Below are 15,740 nucleotides of genomic sequence, written 5' to 3' on the forward strand. Positions count from 1 at the left end.
CTATGACCATCCTGGACCCTTCGGTCCCGGCGTGGTGACGCTCCGGAAGAGTAGTTCACAAACGGCGTGCCGGTCCAATCGAAATCGCCGCGCCACCTGCGGCGCCCCGTCCGGCCGCCGCAGGACGCGGACGACACCGCCGGGATCACCCGGCGACGCCGCCCGCGCAGGTCAGGTACGGGCGCCCGTCAGTAGATGGACACGCCGTACACGCTGAGCGCCTCGGTGACGGGCTGGTAGAACGTGGTGCCGCCTGTGGAGCAGTTGCCGCTGCCGCCGGAGGTGATGCCCAGGGCCGTCGACCCGCTGTACAGCGCGCCGCCGGAATCGCCGGGCTCGGCGCAGACGTTGGTCTGGATCATGCCCCGCACGGTGCCGCTGCCCTGGTAGTTGACGCTCACGTTGAGCGCGGTGACCCTGCCGGTGTGCACGCCGGTGGTGGAACCGTCCCGGGTGACGCTCTGCCCCACGGAGGCGTTGCCCGCCGTGAAGCCGCCGGGGTGGCTCAGCGACGTGTTGTCGTAGCGGACCAGGGCGTAGTCGTTGTTCGGGAAGCTGGAGCCCACCGTCGCGCCGACGAGCGTGGTCTGCGCCGAGTTCGTGTACCAGGTGGGCGCCACGTTGCCGCAGTGCCCGGCGGTCAGCAGGTAGTACGTGCTGCCGCTGCGGACGTTGAACCCGACCGAGCAGCGGTATCCCGAGCCGTAGATCGCGTCGCCCGAGGCCAGCAGGGGCTTGAAGACACCGGAGGTGCGCTTGACGGTCAGCGCGTCCTGGTCGGCGCCCGCGGCCGCGCGGACCTGGGCGAGCTCGGCCGCGGAGACGGTCGAGTCGGCGGTGACGACCACCTTGCCGGTGGCCGCGTCGGTGTACCAGGCGACGCCGTCGACGTCGGCCTTCCCGACGGCGGCGTGCACGGTGGCGAGCTCCGCCACGGTGGGCCGGTCGGGCGCGGCGACGGCCGCCGGACCGGCCAGCGTGGACGTCACGAGCCCGAACCCGGCCGCGAGCGCGATCAGCCGGACCTTCCTGGCCGAACCGGTGTGGAGCGTGGTGCGAGTGAACCTCATGGCGCATCCTCCTGGGTTGTGGGCACGCTGGCGGCGTGCCCTGCTCGGCAGGAACGGGGCACCGTCGCCTGCCGTCTCGCTGGCCGCGAGTATTGCCGCTGGATAATTCACCCCACAAGGGCTCAAACCAGTTGTAACAGGCTGGTAACGAAATCGGGGCCGACGAAGCCCTTTCACCCTGCAGATTCATGGATCGACAAGGTGAAACCAGGCTCGTCGGCTCTTTTTCACCCCATACCCCCGAACAACGTCAGGAAGGGTTATGTTCGGCGGCATGAGTGCTTCCGACGTCATCCCCGCTGACCTCATCCACCTGCTCGAGAAGCCGAACTACGCGTTCCTCGGCACCATCCGTCCCGACGACACCGTCCAGGTGAACCCGATGTGGTTCGACTTCGACGGCGAGACGCTGCGCTTCACGCACACCACGTACCGCGCCAAGTACCGCAACCTGCAGCACAACCCCTCGATGAGCCTCGCGATCATCAACGACGAGAACGTCTTCAACTACATCGAGGTGCGCGGCAAGCTCGTCGACGTGATCCCCGACCCGACCGGCGAGTTCTACGTCCACCTGGGCAAGCGGTACGGCAACACCGAGCAGCAGCCGCCCGCGGACAGCGCCGACCGCGTGATCCTGGTGATGAGCATCGAGCACTACACGACGCAGTAGCCGGGTCCCGGACGGCGGGCCGCTCGGCCGGCGGGCCGCCGTCAACCGATGAGTTTCCTCGGCGTGGCCGGTCACCAGGGGCACACACCGAGTCCGAGGAGTAACCGATGCAGAAGCTCATGGTGGACTTCATCATCTCGCTGGACGGCTACGCGGCCGCGGAGGGCTGGCCAGGGTTCTGGGGGCTGGAGGGCCCGGAGTACCTCGCCTTTCTCGGGGAGGACGGCGAGAACCAGCACACCACCCTGATGGGTGCGACGACGTACCGCGTGATGACCACGTTGATGGCCGACATCCCCGAGGACCCGCTCGCCGACATGCCCAAGGTGGTGTTCTCCTCGACGCTGGAGACGCCGCTGTCCTGGGCCAACACCGAGCTCGTCACCGGCGACGCCGTCGAGGCGGTGCGCAAGCTCAAGGAGACCTCCGACCGGCCGCTGCGCACGCTCGGCAGCCTCAGCCTGTGCCGGTCGCTGCTGCTCGCCGGGCTGGTGGACCGCTACCGGGTGGTCGTGTTCCCGGTCGTCACGGGCGCCAGCGGGAAGGAGCGGATCTTCGACGGGTACCCGGACGTGGCGATGGAGCTGGTCGAGCACCGCACGTTCGACGGCCGTCTGCAGCTGCTGGACTACGTACCGACCGTGATGGACGGCCCGCCCGGGGCCGGCAGCTGAGGCCGGACGCGGGCCGACGGGAGGACACGACATGCTGACCCAGGTGGCGGACGGCGTCCTGGTCCACCGGAGCGACCTGCTCCGGAACAACACCGTGGTCGTGCGCGGCCGGGACGGCGCCCTGGTCGTCGACGCCGGGATCACGGGCGCCGAGATGGCCGGCCTCGCGAACGACCTGAACGAGCTGGGCCTGCCCGTCGTCGCGGGCTTCTCGACGCACCCCGACTGGGACCACGTGCTGTGGCACCCCGGGCTCGGCGAGGCCCCGCGCTACGGCACCGCCCGCTGCGCCGCCGACCTGCACGCGCTGCGGTCGGCCCCGGACTGGCAGGCCCGCGTCACGGAGGGGCTCCCGCCGGAGATCGCGGACGACGTCCCGCTGGACCTCTTCGGCCTCGTCACCGGGTTGCCCGCCGGGACCGAACGGATCCCGTGGCACGGCCCCGGCGTGCGGATCATCGAGCACCCGGCGCACTCCCCCGGCCACGCGGCGCTGCTGGTCGAGGACTCCGGCGTGCTGGCCGCCGGCGACATGCTGTCCGACGTCTTCGTGCCCATGCTCGGCGACTTCACCGACACGAGCGACCCGGTCGAGGAGTACCTCGCCGGGCTGCGCGCGCTGGAGGACGTCGCGGACGACGTCGAGGTGGTCGTGCCGGGCCACGGGGCCACTGTCGCCGGGACCGACCAGGTGCGCGCGCGGATCGACCTGGACCGCGCATACCTGCACGCCCTGCGGGACGGACGGGCTCCCGACGACCCGCGCCTCACGTCGGCCGAACCCGGCTGGGAGTGGGTGAGCGCCATCCACGAGGGACAAGTCGCCGGACTGGCACGGTGGAACGAGCAGCGGGGAACCCCCGGCTGACATGCGAAAGGCCCCCGGGATCGGCGTCTCCGCCGGCCCGGGGGCCTCTCGACATGCGTGGGCGATACTGGGATCGAACCAGTGACCTCTTCCGTGTCAGGGAAGCGCGCTACCGCTGCGCCAATCGCCCGTCGTGCTGCGAGGTGGGTACGGGATTCGAACCCGTGTGTACGGCTTTGCAGGCCGCTGCCTCGCCTCTCGGCCAACCCACCGCTCGGCCAGACCGCAGCCGACGGCTGCTCTCTTCAGCCGAAGAATCACGAGAGCGACTTTCCGAGCGGATGACGGGACTTGAACCCGCGACCCTCACCTTGGCAAGGTGATGCTCTACCACTGAGCTACATCCGCGAAGCCGGGCATCCTGGGGTTTCCCCCGGTGTTCCGGCGTTCTGAACATTAATCGAACGGAGGGCGAACCGTCCAATCGCGCGCGCCACCCGTACGGTTGTCCCGTGTCACCCCGCCCGGCCCATTCCCCCGCAAACCGCACGATCCCAGTGGTTCCGTCCCGTCCGGGCGCTCCCCCGGCCCCGGCCGACGTGACCGGCGCCACCGGCTGGGCGAGCTTCGCCGGACGCGTCGCCACCGACGCCGTCGAGTGCGTCGACGTGCTGGAGCAGCCGGAACGCCTCGAGACCGGCACCTGGTTCGTCGTCGCCGACTTCGAGGGCCGGGCGCGCGCGTGGCGCTTCGCCCAGGTGCACGACGCGGGCACGGAGCCCGCCCGCACCTGGCACGGACCGGCGTCCGACACGTGGACCACCTCCATGGACCAGGCCACCTACGAGGCCGCCGTCGCCCGGGTGCGCGAGTACGTGCGCGAGGGCGAGGTCTACCAGGCCAACATCTGCCGGGTGCTGTCCGCGCCCCTGCCCGGCGGCGGGAGCACGGCGGGCGCCGAGCCCGACGCGCGGGCGCTCGCCGCCCGCCTCGCCGCGGGCAACCCGGCCCCGCACGCGGCCGCCGTCCACGTCCCCGCCGCGAGCGGGCTGGACCCGGTGTGGGTGGTGAGCGCGTCGCCCGAGCTGTACCTGTCGCTGGCCGACGGACCGGACGGGACGTACGTGGAGTCCGGGCCGATCAAGGGCACGGCGCGCACACCCGACGGCCTGAGCGACAAGGACCGCGCCGAGAACGTGATGATCACCGACCTGGTGCGCAACGACCTGCAGACCGTCTGCCGACCGGGCACGGTCGAGGTCACGTCGCTCCTCGCCGTCGAGGCGCACCCCGGCCTCGTGCACCTGGTCTCGCGGGTACGCGGCGTCCTGGCGGACGACGTCGTCCGCCCCGGCGAGCTGTGGCGCCGGCTGCTGGCCGGCACCTTCCCGCCCGGCTCGGTCTCGGGCGCCCCGAAGTCCAGCGCCCTGCGGATCATCCGCGAGCTGGAGACCGCCCCGCGCGGCCCGTACTGCGGGGCCGTGGGCTGGGTCGACGGCGGCCGGGCCTCGCTCGCCGTCGGCATCCGGACCTTCTGGTGGGCTGACGGCGTGCTCCGGTTCGGCACGGGCGCGGGGATCACCTGGGGCTCCGACCCGACGGGCGAGTGGCACGAGACCGAGCTCAAGGCGGAGCGGCTGGTCGCACTGGCGTCGTCCTGACGACGTGGGCGGCGTCCCGCCGGGCGCCGTCGTCCGGCCAGGTGTCGGAGGCCCGGTCTACCGTGGAGGCGTGGCGCACGTCCCGGGCTCCGGCGTCCCGGAGGTCCTCGCTCCCTACGTCTCCGCCGTCGTCCCGTACGACCTCGACCTGGGAGCCCCCGGCGTGCACCGGGGCATGCCCGGCACCGGGGTGACGTTCGAGCTGCCGCTCGGCGAGCCGCTCGACGTCTCGTGGGCCGGGTCCGACGGCTCCCGGCGGCAGGCCTGGTCGTGCGTGTCCGGCCTGCACACCCGGCCCGCCGCCATCCACCACGGCGGCCGCCAGCGCGGGCTGAGCATCTCCCTCACGCTGCGGGGAACGCGGGCGCTGCTCGGGGTGCCCGCGGGCGAGCTCGCTGGGGAGCTGACCAGCCTGCCCGAGGTCGCGCCGCACCTCGCGCACCTGCCGGAGCTGCTCGCCACGTCCTCCGACGGCACGGCCCCGGACGGCGCGGCCGTCGTGCGTGTCCTGGTCGAGCACCTCGCGCGGGCCGGGGAGCCCGGCCCGCGGGCCGACGTCGGGCGGGCGCTCGCCGGCATCGCGCACGGCGGTCAGGTCCGCGACGTCGCGGCCGAGCAGGGCTGGAGCCGTCGCCGCCTGCAGGACCTCGTCCGCGCCGAGTGCGGGCTCACACCCCGCGACCTGCGGCGCGTGGCCCGCCTCGCCCGGTCGCGCCGCGCGCTCGTGGTGGCCGCCCGGACGGGCCGCGTGAACCTCGCCGACGTCGCCGCACGGACCGGGTACGCCGACCACGCCCACCTGACCCGCGAGTGGGTGGCCCTGGGCGGCTGCACCCCGACCACCTGGCTGCGCGAGGAGTTCCCGTTCGTTCAAGACGTCGCCGACCCGCCCCGGGCATCGTGGGAGACACCCGAACGAGGAGGAGCACGATGAGCACCGGACTGTGGATCACCCTGTCCTACCGCGACGCCGACGCGGGTCTGACCTGGCTGAAGGCCGTCGGCTTCGAGGAGCGCGCCGTCTACCGCGACGACACCGACCCCGCCGTCGTCCAGCACGCCGAGCTGGCCTGGCCCGAGGGCGGCGGCGTCATGCTCGGCACGCACCGGCCACGCCCCCAGTGGCCCGACCAGACCGGGACCGGCTCGGCCTACGCCGTGACCGACGACGTCGACGGCACCTACGCGGCCGCCCTCGCCGCCGGCGGCTCCAGCCTGCGGGAGCCCGCCGACCAGGACTACGGCGGCCGGTCCTGCGTGGTGCGCGACCCGGAGGGCAACCTGTGGAGCTTCGGGAGCTACCGCGGCGAGGGCTGATCCACTGCCCGACGGTGAGGGTCACCGATGAGTTCCCGCGGCCGTCGTCGTCGGACAGGCATGGGAATCGTGAAAGCAGACCTGGCAGTCTCGCTCGACGGCTACTCCGCGGGCCACGACCAGAGCCTGGAGCACCCGTTCGGTGCGACGACGGGTGAACGCCTGAACACCTGGATGGCCGGGTGGATGTTCGACCACCCCGACGCACACCGAGCGGAGGTGGACGCCATCGTCGGCGCGGGCGCGTACGTGATGGGCCGCAACATGTTCTCCGCCGGCCGCGGGGACTGGGACCCGGACTGGAGGGGCTGGTGGGGCGAGAACCCGCCGTACCACGGGCCCGTCTTCGTCCTCACCCACCACGACCGCGAGCCGATCCCGATGGACGGCGGCACCACGTTCCACTTCGTCACCGACGGCATCGAGAGCGCGCTCGCCCAGGCCCGGGAAGCCGCAGGGGACGGCGACATCTCCATCACGGGCGGGGTCACCACCCTCAACGAGTACCTCGCCGCCGGGCACGTGGACGAGCTGCGCCTGCACGTGGCGCCGTTCACCCTGGGTGCGGGCACGCGCCTGTTCGACGGCGTGCCGCCCATCGAGTTCTCGTCCACGAGCGTGCGGCACACACCGGAGGTGACCCACGTGACCCTGCGCCGGTGACACACTGGGCGGCATGACGGTCATCTGGACAGAGGGGCGCATGGTCGCGCCCGGCGAGGCCGCGCTCAGCGCGGTGGACCACGGCATCACGGTCGGCGACGGCGTCTTCGAGACCTGCGCCGTCCTGAACGGGCAGGCGTTCGCGCTGACGCGCCACCTGGCGCGCCTGGAGCGGTCGGCGTCCGGCATGGGCATGGCGCCCCTGGACCTGCGCAAGGTGCGCGACGGCGTGGACGCGGTCCTGGCCGCCTCGCCGGACGCCGGCCGGCTGCGCATCACGGTGACCGACGGCATCGGGCCGCTCGGCTCCGGCCGGTCGGACACCCCGCAGACGGTGGTCGTGGCGGCGACCGAGGCCGTCGTCGTGCCCACCGGGCGGGCCGCCCGCTCCCCCTGGACCCGCAACGAGAACAGCGCGGTGGCGGGCCTGAAGACGACGTCGTACGCCGAGAACGTCGTGGCGCTGGCCGACGCCATCGGCAAGGGCGCCGACGAGTCGGTCTTCGCGAACACCGCGGGCGACCTGTGCGAGGGCACGGGCTCGAACGTGTTCCTGGAGCTCGACGGCGAGCTGGTCACTCCCCCGCTCAGCGTGGGCTGCCTGGCCGGCATCACGCGCGAGCTGCTGCTCGAGTGGGGCGCCGAGGCCGGGCTTCCCGTGCGCGAGGCCAAGGACGGCGAGCTGCCGTTCTCGGTGCTCGACCGGGTGTCCGCCGGCGAGGCCCGGATGCTGCTGACCGGGTCGGTGCGCAACGTCCAGCCGACGGTCTGGCTCGACGGCGTCGACCTGCAGATCGGCGAGCTGTCGGCCGCCGCACGCGACCTGTTCGAGCGGAACATGCGCGAGCGCACCGACCCCTGACACGGCCCGGCGATTCGGATTTCGCATCCGCGCTCGAACCAGGCTAATATCGTCCACGCACGCCCCGACGGGGCAGGCAGCACGGGCGATTGGCGCAGGGGTAGCGCGCTTCGTTCACACCGAAGAGGTCACTGGTTCGATCCCAGTATCGCCCACCGTGCAGAAAGGCCCTCCGGCCAGCGGAAACGCTGAGCGGGAGGGCCTTTCGCTTTGTACAGAGAACGACCAGCGTCCGGGCTGCGGCACCAACTGCTGTACTACGCTCCTCCGCGCTGTGGGGCGTCGGGGAAAGCGGGCTCACCGCCGGGGAGCCCGATCGCGGCGACGAACACGCCATCGTCCTGTTGGCCGACGACGAATCCTTGCGTCTTGAGGACCTTGATCGCATCTCGGACGACGGTGCTCGACACTCCGTGCTGGGCTTGCAGTTGGGCCGATGAAGGGAGTTGGTCGCCCTCGGACAGCTCGTCAACGATGCGGCGGCGTAGGGCTTTGGCCAGCTGCTGACCTGCGGACTCGCCAGTGGTCTTCGTGGGCATGTGGACATCCCCTCCCCTGCTGCACTTAGTACAGCACACGGCTGGACCCGCGAACTTAACGGAACGGCCCTCCAGCCAGCGGAAACGCTGAGCGAGCGGAAGGACCTTTCGCTTGCTCCCGCCACTATTGACCGGTGTTCACCAGGCCCGATCGGGCCGCATCGCCCCCGGATGCAGTCACACAGTGCCTGTTCGCACACCGAACACCCACATCCCCTGGTCACGGGGCCCATCCAGGCTGGACGATGTGCCGCATGACTGATGCGACCGAGAACGTGCGCAACTCCCCCGCGGCCAACCGGTCCGCCGGCCCGGTCACCCTGGGGCTGGCCGGGCTGATCATCGGGCCGACCCTCCTGACCGTCGGCGCCGGCGCCGTGGGAACCGTCGCCGTGGTCCTCGGCGTCATCGCCCTCCTGATCGGCCTCGCCGCCCTGCTCGACGGCGTCCACAAGCTCGTCGAGAATCTCGACAACGCCACCCAGGCGATCCTGGACCGCCGCCCCTGATCCGCGGCGTCACAACCCCCCGATGCCTTGGCGCGCTCTGACGTCCCGGACGAACGACCGCATCACCGCCACGCACTCCGGCCAGTGCGTCTCGAGCAGCATGTGGCCGGCGTCGTAGATATGGACCTCCAGCCGGTCGAGCGTGCGCGCGTACCCCATGATCTCGGCCAGGTCGAAGTACGTGTCGTGGCGCCCCCAGAGCACCAGGCACGGCGGCTGATGGGCGCGGTGGTACTCCGCCAGCTCGTCGAAGCGGGCCACGTGGGTGGCGTAGTCGGTGAACAGCCGGAACTGGGCGTCGAGGTTGCCCGGCCGCGAGATCCGGCTCCAGTCCAGGTGCCACGACTCGGGCGGCGCCAGCTCCCGCACCCGTTCCGGGAGCCCGCTCACGTACTCGTCCCGGACGCCCTCGAAGGTGAGCCACTCGGGCAGCCGGGCGCGGTTGGCCTCCGAGGGGTCCGCCCAGAACGCCCGCGCGGTGTCCCACTGGCCGCCCAGCCCTTCCTCGTGCGCGTTGCCGTTCTGCACCACGAGACCGAGCACCCGTCCGGGATGCCGGGTGGCGAGGTGGTACCCGACAGGGGCGCCGAAGTCGTGCAGGTAGACGAAAAACCTGTCGACGCCGATCTGCTCCAGGAACGCCTCGACCGTGTCGGCCAGGACGGCGAACCGGTAGTCGTACTCGTCCGCGGTGGGCGCGTCGGAGAACCCGAAGCCCGGCAGGTCCGGGGCGACCACGCGGCTCACCTCGGCCAGGGGTGCCATGACGTGCCGGAAGAGGTGTGACGAGCTCGGGAAGCCGTGCAGCAGCAGCACGCACGGCCGGTCCGGAGCCCCCGCCTCCCGGTAGAAGATCTCCAGCCCGTCGACGTCGACGCTGCGGTGCCGGGGCTTGTCGGTCGCATTCACGCGCGCTCTCCTCCGCTCGTCGGCGCCGGACGGAGCGAGCCGGACGGCGCCGGAATCAGGGGTGGTGCACTCCCGACCGACACTAGCCGCACGGCCGTCGGCACATCCGATCGTGCCGGACTAGTGACATTGGCAGGGTTCCTCACTAATATCCGATTCCCTGACAGTCCAGTAGGTACAACGGCGTGCTACCCGGATACACGAGGAGATCTCCCCATGTCACGAACGCTGTCACGAACCCCGTCACGTGCACGAAGGTCCAGACTCCACCCGCTCCGCAGCGTGCTCGCCGCGGTCGGCGCGCTCGCGGTCACGGCGGCCACGCTCGTCGTCGCACAGCCCACCCCGGCGGCGGCCGTCCCCGCCACGATCCCCCTGACCATCACCAACGACTCGGGGCGCGGCGACCAGGTGTTCGTCTACGTCCTGGGCGACCCCGGCACCGGTCAGCTCGGCTGGGCCGACGCGTCCGGCGCGTTCCACGCCTGGCCCACCGTGGGCGGCACGCCCGTGGACGCGCCCGACGCCTCGATCGCCGGCCCCGCGGACGGGCAGTCGAAGACGATCCAGCTGCCCAAGATGTCGGGCCGGGTCTACTTCTCGTACGGCAGCAAGCTCAGCTTCAAGGTCGTCAACGACGGCCGACTGGTCCAGCCCGCGGTGCAGAACCCCAGCGACCCCAACCGCAACAAGCTCTTCAGCTGGACCGAGTTCACGCTCAACGACTCAGGCCTGTGGATCAACAGCACCCAGGTCGACTTCCTCTCGGCCCCGTACCAGACCGGCCTGCGCAAGGCCGACGGCTCGGTGATCAGCACCGGGATGCTCAAGCCCGACGGCTACCAGAACGTCGTCAACGCCCTGGCCGCCACGCCCGGCTGGGGCAACCTCGCCCAGCGCGCCCCGGACGGGTCGCTGCTGCGCATCCTCGCGCCCGGGCACGCGATCGGGACCGGGCAGATCGACGCGAACATCCTCTCGTCGTACGTGGACCAGGTGTGGGCCAAGTACACGAACGAGAACCTCACCGTGGCGCCCTACTCCTACGACCCCGCAACGGTGTTCACCGGCCGGGTCCAGAACGGCGTCATGCGCTTCACCAACGCCTCGGGCGCGTACGTGACCGAGTTCCGCAAGCCGTCGAGCGACTCGGTCTTCGGCTGCTACAACGACCTCGCTGCGCCCAACAACGACATCGGCGCCATCGCCCGCACCCTGTGCGCCGGCTTCCACCGCTCCACCCTGCTGACCCGCACCACCCAGCCGGGTACCAGCACCACAGGGTTCTACGAGGCCTCCGTGACCGACTACTACTCCAAGTTCATCCACCAGCAGATGGCCAACGGCAAGGCGTACGGCTTCGCGTTCGACGACGTGCTGGCACAGGAGTCCCTGGTGCACGACGGCAACCCGTCGGCCGCCTACATCCAGCTCGACCCGTTCTCCGGCGCCGCGACCCCGATCGCCGGGTCGGACGGCGGCGGGGGCGACGGCGGCAGCGGGCCGCTCCCGTCCGGCACGGGCGCCGTGCACGCGTCGAACGGCATGTGCGTGGACGTCCCCTGGGCCGACTCGTTCAACGGCAACCCGCTGCAGATCGTGAACTGCACCGGCAACACCGCCCAGACCTGGACCCGGTCGGGCTCCACCCTCAGCGCACTCGGCCGGTGCATGGACGTGGCGTCCGGGAGCTCCGCTGACGGCGCCGTCGTGCAGCTCTGGGAGTGCAACGGCACGGGCGCGCAGAGCTGGACCTACCAGTCCGGCAACCAGGCACTCGTGAACCCGCAGTCGGGCAAGTGCCTGACGGCGGTCGGGGGCACGCCCCTGCACGACGGCCAACGCCTGGAGATCCGCACCTGCTCCGGCGCCGCCGGGCAGCGCTGGACCTTCTGACCAGGCCGTAGCTCACCTGGCGCTGATTTCGGTCGGATGCCTTGAGACCGGTCGGTCGACCGACCGCTCTCAAGGCAACCGACCGAGGTCAGCGGCGCACCGCGTACCGCAGGTGCAGGGCGCGCTTGCCCTGGACGACCTCCGGGTCCTCGAGGAGCAGGTGCTTGCCCAGGTCGGCGAAGTACGGGATGCCCGCGCCGAGCAGCACCGGGGCAAGGCTGACGCACACGTCGTCCACCAGCCCGAGCGCGAGCGCCTGCTGGGCCACGTTCGCGCTCGCGATCGTGACGTCCTTGTCGCCGGCAATCTCGCGGGCGCGGGCGACGGCTTCGGCGACGTCGCCGACGAACGTGGTGCGCGGCCACCGGTCCGCGTCCTGCGGTACGTGGTGCGTGACGACGACGACGGGGGCGCCCACGGGGTGGCTGTCGCCCCAGCCGTCGGTGATGTCGAACAGGCGCCGGCCGGACACGAGGGCGCCCGTGCCCTCGGTCAGGTCGCGCAGCATCACCGCGCTGGCCTCGTCGACCCGGAGCGAGACGCCCTCGTTGGCGCTCGGCACCTCGACCGGGCCGACGGCGTACCAGTCGAAGATGTCGTCGATGCGGTCGTCCGGGTCGGCGATGAAGCCGTCCAGGGACATCGTCATGTGCGTGATCACCTTGCTCATCGCGGACTCCTTCCGGTTTCCCTCACCGTCCGACTGCGGAAAGCCCCGTTACTCATCGGCGTCCGGCTCCCTAGGCTGGAGCGATGGATCACTGGAACCTGGCCGACGGCGGCGTCGTCGAGCTCCCCGACGGGCGGCGGGTGCGCGGCACGGGGCTGCGTCGCCCGCGCGGCACGGTGCCGTTGCCCGACTTCGCGGTCTACCTGCGGGGCCGGGATCCGGCGGTGCCCGGCCGGGAGTACCGGTGGGTCCGCTGGCGTGACTTCCGGCTGCCTGACTCGACGCAGGAGGCGCTGGCTGCGCTGCGGGAGGCTCATGTGCGCGCCGCGACCGAGCGGGTCGAGATCGCGTGCGGCGGCGGAGTGGGCCGCACGGGCACAGCGCTCTCGGTGCTCGCGATCATGAGCGGGGTGGCGCCCGACGACGCCGTCGCGTGGGTCCGCGCGCACTACCACCGACGTGCGGTGGAGACCCGGGCGCAGCGCCGGTGGATCGCGGAGGTGGCGGCGCCGCTGGACGGCGGGGGCGTTCAGCCGGGGTGATCGGCAGGGGCAGGGGGCGCGCGGTCGGCAGGGAGCGCGTGATCGGCAGGAGCGCGTGATCGGCGGGGGCGCATGGTCCGCGGGGGCGCATGGTCGGCAATTCGAGCAGTCGGTAGAAAGTCAGGTGGTCGGCAGTTCGAGCTGCCGACCATCTGACTTTGTACCGATCACCCGGATCCGGGCGTCAGCCCGGTCCGGCGCCAACGCGCTCCTCGCCTCAGCCCTGGGCGAGCAGCTCCAGCGTGTCGATCACGCGGTTGGAGAAGCCCCACTCGTTGTCGTACCAGGCCACGACCTTGACGTGCTTGCCGTCCACCCGGACCAGCGCCGAGTCGAAGATCGCCGAGGCCGCCTCGCCGGTGATGTCGCTGGAGACCAGCGGCTCGTCGGAGTAGTCGAGGATGCCCTTGAGGGCGCCGTCGGCCGCGGTGCGGTACGCCGCCAGCACCTCCTCGCGGGTGACCTCGCGCGCCACCGTGGTGTTCAGCTCCACGATGGAGCCGACCGGCACCGGCACGCGGATCGAGTCGCCCGACAGCTTGCCGTTCAGGTTGGGCAGCACCAGGCCGATCGCCTTGGCGGCGCCCGTCGTGGTCGGCACGATGTTGACGCCGGCGGCGCGGGCCCGGCGCGGGTCGCGGTGCGGCCCGTCCTGCAGGTTCTGCTCCTGGGTGTAGGCGTGCACGGTGGTCATGAACCCGTGCTCGATGCCGGCCAGGTCGTCCAGCACGGAGGCCAGCGGGGCCAGCGCGTTCGTGGTGCACGACGCGTTCGAGACGATCACGTGCTCCGCGGGGTCGTAGGCGTCGGTGTTCACGCCGTAGGCGAGCGTCACGTCCGCGCCGGCCGAGGGAGCGCTGACCAGAACCTTCCGGGCGCCGGCGTCGAGGTGCGCGCGGGCGGCGTCGGCGGAGGTGAAGCGGCCGGTGGACTCCAGCACGAGGTCCACGCCGAGCTCCGCCCACGGCAGCTTGCCGGGCTCGCGCTCGGCGAGCACCTTGATGCGGCGGCCGTCCACGACGAGCTCGTCGCCGTCGACCTCGACCGGACGTCCCAGTCGGCCGAGCGCGCTGTCGAACTTGAGCAGCTGGGCGAGGGCGTCCGGCGCGGTGAGGTCGTTGATCGCGACCACCTCGAGCTTGGTGTCGCGCTCGAGCAGCGCGCGCAGGGTGTTGCGTCCGATCCGGCCGAAGCCGTTGATGGCGATGCGGGTCATCGGTTTCCTTTCGTCAGCGACCATGCTGCGCTCGCGCGGCGTCGTCCGAAAGCGGCTGGAACGCCACCGCACGCAAGGATTCCGCCAGACACTTCGCCAGCGATCGCAAGGATCTCGCCAGCCCTCTGCGCGGACGCCGGAACGACCCCGGCTACTCCCCGAGGGCGCCGTCGAAGCCAGCCTCGACACCGGGCTCGAAGCCGCTCTCGGCCCCGGCCGAGAACGTGCTGCGGTACTCGGTCGGCGACGTCCCGAGGATCCGGTGGAAGTGCAGGCGGAGGTTGGCCGCGGTGCCGAGCCCGACCCGGTGCGCGACCTGCTCGACGCTGAGATCGCTGCGCTCCAGCAGCTCGCGCGCCAGGTCCACCCGGGCACGGAGCACCCACTGCATGGGCGTGTAGCCGGTGTCCTGGACGAACCGGCGCGAGAAGGTGCGCGCCGAGACCCGTGCGTTGCGCGCGAGCGCCTCCAGGGTGAGCTGTTCGGCGAGGTGCTCCAGGGCCCACTCGCGCGTGTCGGCGAACAGGTCGCCGAGCGGCTCGGGCACGCTCCGTGGCACGTACTGCGCCTGCCCCCCGCTGCGGTACGGCGCGGCGACCAGCCGCCTGGCCACGTGGTTGGACAGGCCGACGCCGTGGTCGCGCCGCACCAGGTGCAGGCACAGGTCGATGCCGGACGCCGCACCCGCCGAGGTGAGCACGCCGCCCTCGTCCACGAACAGCACGTTCTCGTCGACCTGCACCAGGGGGTGCCGCTCGCGCAGCGCCCGCGTGTAGTGCCAGTGCGTCGTGGCGCGCCTGCCGTCGAGCAGGCCGGTCGCCGCCAGCGCGAACGCGCCGGTCGAGATGGCCGCGAGCCGCGCCCCGCGGGCGTGCGCCGCCTTCAGCGCGTCGACGACGACGGCCGGCGGGTCGGCGGCGGCCGGCGTCCGGTACCCGGGGACGAAGACCGTGTCGGCGCGCTCCAGCGCGTCCAGACCCTCGGCCACGTGGTACGAGAGGCCGTCGCCGCCGGTCACCAGGCCGGGCGCCGCGCCGCACACCCGCACCTCGTACGGCATGCTCGGCCGGTTCGAGAACACCTGCGCCGGGATGCCGACGTCGAGCGGCTTGGCGCCCTCCAGCACGAGGACGGCGACCTGGTGGTTCTTCCGGCGAGCGGCGTTCACGCCAGGAATCCTAGGCGGCGCGGGTCGCCGGGGCCGGTCTCCCGCGGCTACCACGCCGCCGCGAGGTCCGTGCCAGCATGGGCCGGTGCCGTCAGACCTCGTGATCAGACAAGCGACCCTCGCCGACGTCCCCGCCCTGTCCGCGCTGCGGTGGCGCTGGGCCCAGCCGGACCGCACGCCCGGCGCGGACGAGGCCCGGGAGTTCGCCGCCGCACTGGGCCGATGGATGGCAGCGCAGGGCGAGCGGTCGGTGTGCCAGGTCGCCGAGCTGGACGGCGACCTGGTCGGCATGGCGTGGCTGGCGATCTTCGAGCGCGTGCCCAACCCCGGCGACCTCATCCGCAGGAACGGAGACGTGCAGAGCGTCTTCGTGGTCCCCGAGCACCAGGGGCGCGGCATCGGCCGGCGGCTGGTCGAGTCCCTCTACGCCGCGGCCGACGACCTGGGCGTGCGCAAGCTGACCCTCGACTCCCGCGACTCCGTGATGCCGTTCTACGAGCGCCTGGGCTTCTCGGCGTCGGACACACTGATGCAACGTTGACTCACCCACGCCTCGGTCACTA

18 protein-coding genes and 4 tRNA genes are annotated in these 15,740 nt (G+C 71.9%); 13 read left to right on the forward strand and 9 right to left on the reverse strand.

The window, feature by feature from the left end:
* Nucleotides 1-188: 188 nt before the first annotated feature.
* The gene (locus ACZ7LE_RS11945) at nt 189-1,070 is read right to left on the reverse strand and encodes a S1 family peptidase (protein ID WP_470403492.1); all 882 of its coding nucleotides are present in this window, start codon (nt 1,068-1,070) and stop codon (nt 189-191) included.
* A 274-nt stretch (nt 1,071-1,344) separates the two neighbouring features.
* Between ACZ7LE_RS11945 and ACZ7LE_RS11950 the strand changes: the two genes are divergently transcribed.
* From ACZ7LE_RS11950 to ACZ7LE_RS11960, 3 genes are all read left to right on the forward strand, one after another.
* Nucleotides 1,345-1,743 (forward strand): PPOX class F420-dependent oxidoreductase, encoded by a 399-nt coding sequence (locus ACZ7LE_RS11950; RefSeq protein WP_470403493.1) that lies wholly within the window; start codon nt 1,345-1,347, stop codon nt 1,741-1,743.
* Nucleotides 1,744-1,850: 107 nt separating this feature from the next.
* Nucleotides 1,851-2,417 carry a dihydrofolate reductase family protein gene (locus tag ACZ7LE_RS11955; RefSeq protein WP_470403494.1) on the forward strand — a complete coding sequence of 189 codons (567 nt, stop codon included), beginning with the start codon at nt 1,851-1,853 and terminating at the stop codon, nt 2,415-2,417.
* A gap of 31 nt (nt 2,418-2,448) precedes the next feature.
* On the forward strand, nt 2,449-3,285 hold the full coding sequence (locus tag ACZ7LE_RS11960) for an MBL fold metallo-hydrolase (RefSeq protein ID WP_470403495.1): 837 nt from the start codon (nt 2,449-2,451) through the stop codon (nt 3,283-3,285).
* Between the two features lie 58 nt (nt 3,286-3,343).
* Here the strand turns inward: ACZ7LE_RS11960 and ACZ7LE_RS11965 are convergent.
* The 3 genes from ACZ7LE_RS11965 to ACZ7LE_RS11975 all read right to left on the reverse strand — a co-directional run bounded on the left by ACZ7LE_RS11965 (nt 3,344) and on the right by ACZ7LE_RS11975 (nt 3,633).
* Nucleotides 3,344-3,415: transfer RNA gene (locus ACZ7LE_RS11965), tRNA-Val, on the reverse strand.
* A gap of 11 nt (nt 3,416-3,426) precedes the next feature.
* Nucleotides 3,427-3,497, reverse strand: a tRNA-Cys gene (locus tag ACZ7LE_RS11970).
* Nucleotides 3,498-3,561: 64 nt separating this feature from the next.
* Nucleotides 3,562-3,633: transfer RNA gene (locus tag ACZ7LE_RS11975), tRNA-Gly, on the reverse strand.
* 191 nt (nt 3,634-3,824) lie between these two features.
* On the opposite strand from ACZ7LE_RS11975, the gene ACZ7LE_RS11980 reads away from it, so the two are divergent.
* The 6 genes from ACZ7LE_RS11980 (at nt 3,825) to ACZ7LE_RS12005 (ending at nt 7,883) form a co-directional block, all read left to right on the forward strand.
* Nucleotides 3,825-4,886, forward strand: a complete 1,062-nt coding sequence (locus ACZ7LE_RS11980; protein WP_470404545.1) for a chorismate-binding protein — start codon at nt 3,825-3,827, stop codon at nt 4,884-4,886.
* Between the two features lie 70 nt (nt 4,887-4,956).
* Entirely contained in the window at nt 4,957-5,820 is an 864-nt protein-coding gene (locus ACZ7LE_RS11985) for a helix-turn-helix domain-containing protein (protein WP_470403496.1), read from the forward strand.
* Nucleotides 5,817-6,203: a VOC family protein gene (locus ACZ7LE_RS11990; RefSeq protein ID WP_470403497.1), complete on the forward strand. Its 387-nt coding sequence runs from the start codon at nt 5,817-5,819 to the stop codon at nt 6,201-6,203. Before ACZ7LE_RS11985 ends, ACZ7LE_RS11990 begins: the two co-directional genes overlap by 4 nt.
* Before the next feature lie 60 nt (nt 6,204-6,263).
* Nucleotides 6,264-6,866, forward strand: coding sequence for a dihydrofolate reductase family protein (locus tag ACZ7LE_RS11995; RefSeq protein ID WP_470403498.1), 603 nt, complete (start codon nt 6,264-6,266; stop codon nt 6,864-6,866).
* 13 nt (nt 6,867-6,879) lie between these two features.
* Nucleotides 6,880-7,728: an aminotransferase class IV gene (locus ACZ7LE_RS12000; RefSeq protein WP_470403499.1), complete on the forward strand. Its 849-nt coding sequence runs from the start codon at nt 6,880-6,882 to the stop codon at nt 7,726-7,728.
* An 83-nt stretch (nt 7,729-7,811) separates the two neighbouring features.
* Nucleotides 7,812-7,883, forward strand: a tRNA-Val gene (locus ACZ7LE_RS12005).
* Between the two features lie 102 nt (nt 7,884-7,985).
* On the opposite strand, the gene ACZ7LE_RS12010 is transcribed toward ACZ7LE_RS12005, so the two are convergent.
* Nucleotides 7,986-8,267 (reverse strand): winged helix-turn-helix domain-containing protein, encoded by a 282-nt coding sequence (locus tag ACZ7LE_RS12010; protein WP_470403500.1) that lies wholly within the window; start codon nt 8,265-8,267, stop codon nt 7,986-7,988.
* A 254-nt stretch (nt 8,268-8,521) separates the two neighbouring features.
* On the opposite strand from ACZ7LE_RS12010, the gene ACZ7LE_RS12015 reads away from it, so the two are divergent.
* Nucleotides 8,522-8,776 carry a hypothetical protein gene (locus ACZ7LE_RS12015; protein WP_470403501.1) on the forward strand — a complete coding sequence of 85 codons (255 nt, stop codon included), beginning with the start codon at nt 8,522-8,524 and terminating at the stop codon, nt 8,774-8,776.
* 9 nt (nt 8,777-8,785) lie between these two features.
* Here ACZ7LE_RS12015 and ACZ7LE_RS12020 read toward each other — a convergent pair whose 3' ends face one another.
* A complete protein-coding gene (locus ACZ7LE_RS12020) occupies nt 8,786-9,685 on the reverse strand; it encodes an alpha/beta fold hydrolase (protein ID WP_470403502.1) in 900 nt (299 codons plus the stop codon).
* Nucleotides 9,686-9,967: 282 nt separating this feature from the next.
* On the opposite strand from ACZ7LE_RS12020, the gene ACZ7LE_RS12025 reads away from it, so the two are divergent.
* Complete coding sequence (locus ACZ7LE_RS12025; RefSeq protein ID WP_470403503.1) at nt 9,968-11,581, forward strand: beta-1,3-glucanase family protein; 1,614 nt, start codon at nt 9,968-9,970, stop codon at nt 11,579-11,581.
* Between the two features lie 88 nt (nt 11,582-11,669).
* On the opposite strand, the gene ACZ7LE_RS12030 is transcribed toward ACZ7LE_RS12025, so the two are convergent.
* Complete coding sequence (locus ACZ7LE_RS12030) at nt 11,670-12,251, reverse strand: dihydrofolate reductase family protein (RefSeq protein ID WP_470403504.1); 582 nt, start codon at nt 12,249-12,251, stop codon at nt 11,670-11,672.
* Between the two features lie 83 nt (nt 12,252-12,334).
* On the opposite strand from ACZ7LE_RS12030, the gene ACZ7LE_RS12035 reads away from it, so the two are divergent.
* Nucleotides 12,335-12,793: a protein-tyrosine phosphatase family protein gene (locus ACZ7LE_RS12035; RefSeq protein WP_470403505.1), complete on the forward strand. Its 459-nt coding sequence runs from the start codon at nt 12,335-12,337 to the stop codon at nt 12,791-12,793.
* Nucleotides 12,794-13,010: 217 nt separating this feature from the next.
* Here the strand turns inward: ACZ7LE_RS12035 and gap are convergent, their stop codons facing one another.
* The gene (gene gap / locus ACZ7LE_RS12040; RefSeq protein ID WP_470403506.1) at nt 13,011-14,009 is read right to left on the reverse strand and encodes a type I glyceraldehyde-3-phosphate dehydrogenase; all 999 of its coding nucleotides are present in this window, start codon (nt 14,007-14,009) and stop codon (nt 13,011-13,013) included.
* 151 nt (nt 14,010-14,160) lie between these two features.
* Nucleotides 14,161-15,177, reverse strand: coding sequence for a GlxA family transcriptional regulator (locus ACZ7LE_RS12045; protein ID WP_470403507.1), 1,017 nt, complete (start codon nt 15,175-15,177; stop codon nt 14,161-14,163).
* Between the two features lie 85 nt (nt 15,178-15,262).
* Here ACZ7LE_RS12045 and ACZ7LE_RS12050 point away from each other — a divergent pair, with 85 nt between their 5' ends.
* Nucleotides 15,263-15,718, forward strand: coding sequence for a GNAT family N-acetyltransferase (locus ACZ7LE_RS12050; RefSeq protein ID WP_470403508.1), 456 nt, complete (start codon nt 15,263-15,265; stop codon nt 15,716-15,718).
* The last annotated feature ends 22 nt before the right edge of the window (nt 15,719-15,740 follow it).

This window comes from Promicromonospora sp. NPDC110617 (genome assembly GCF_055598465.1).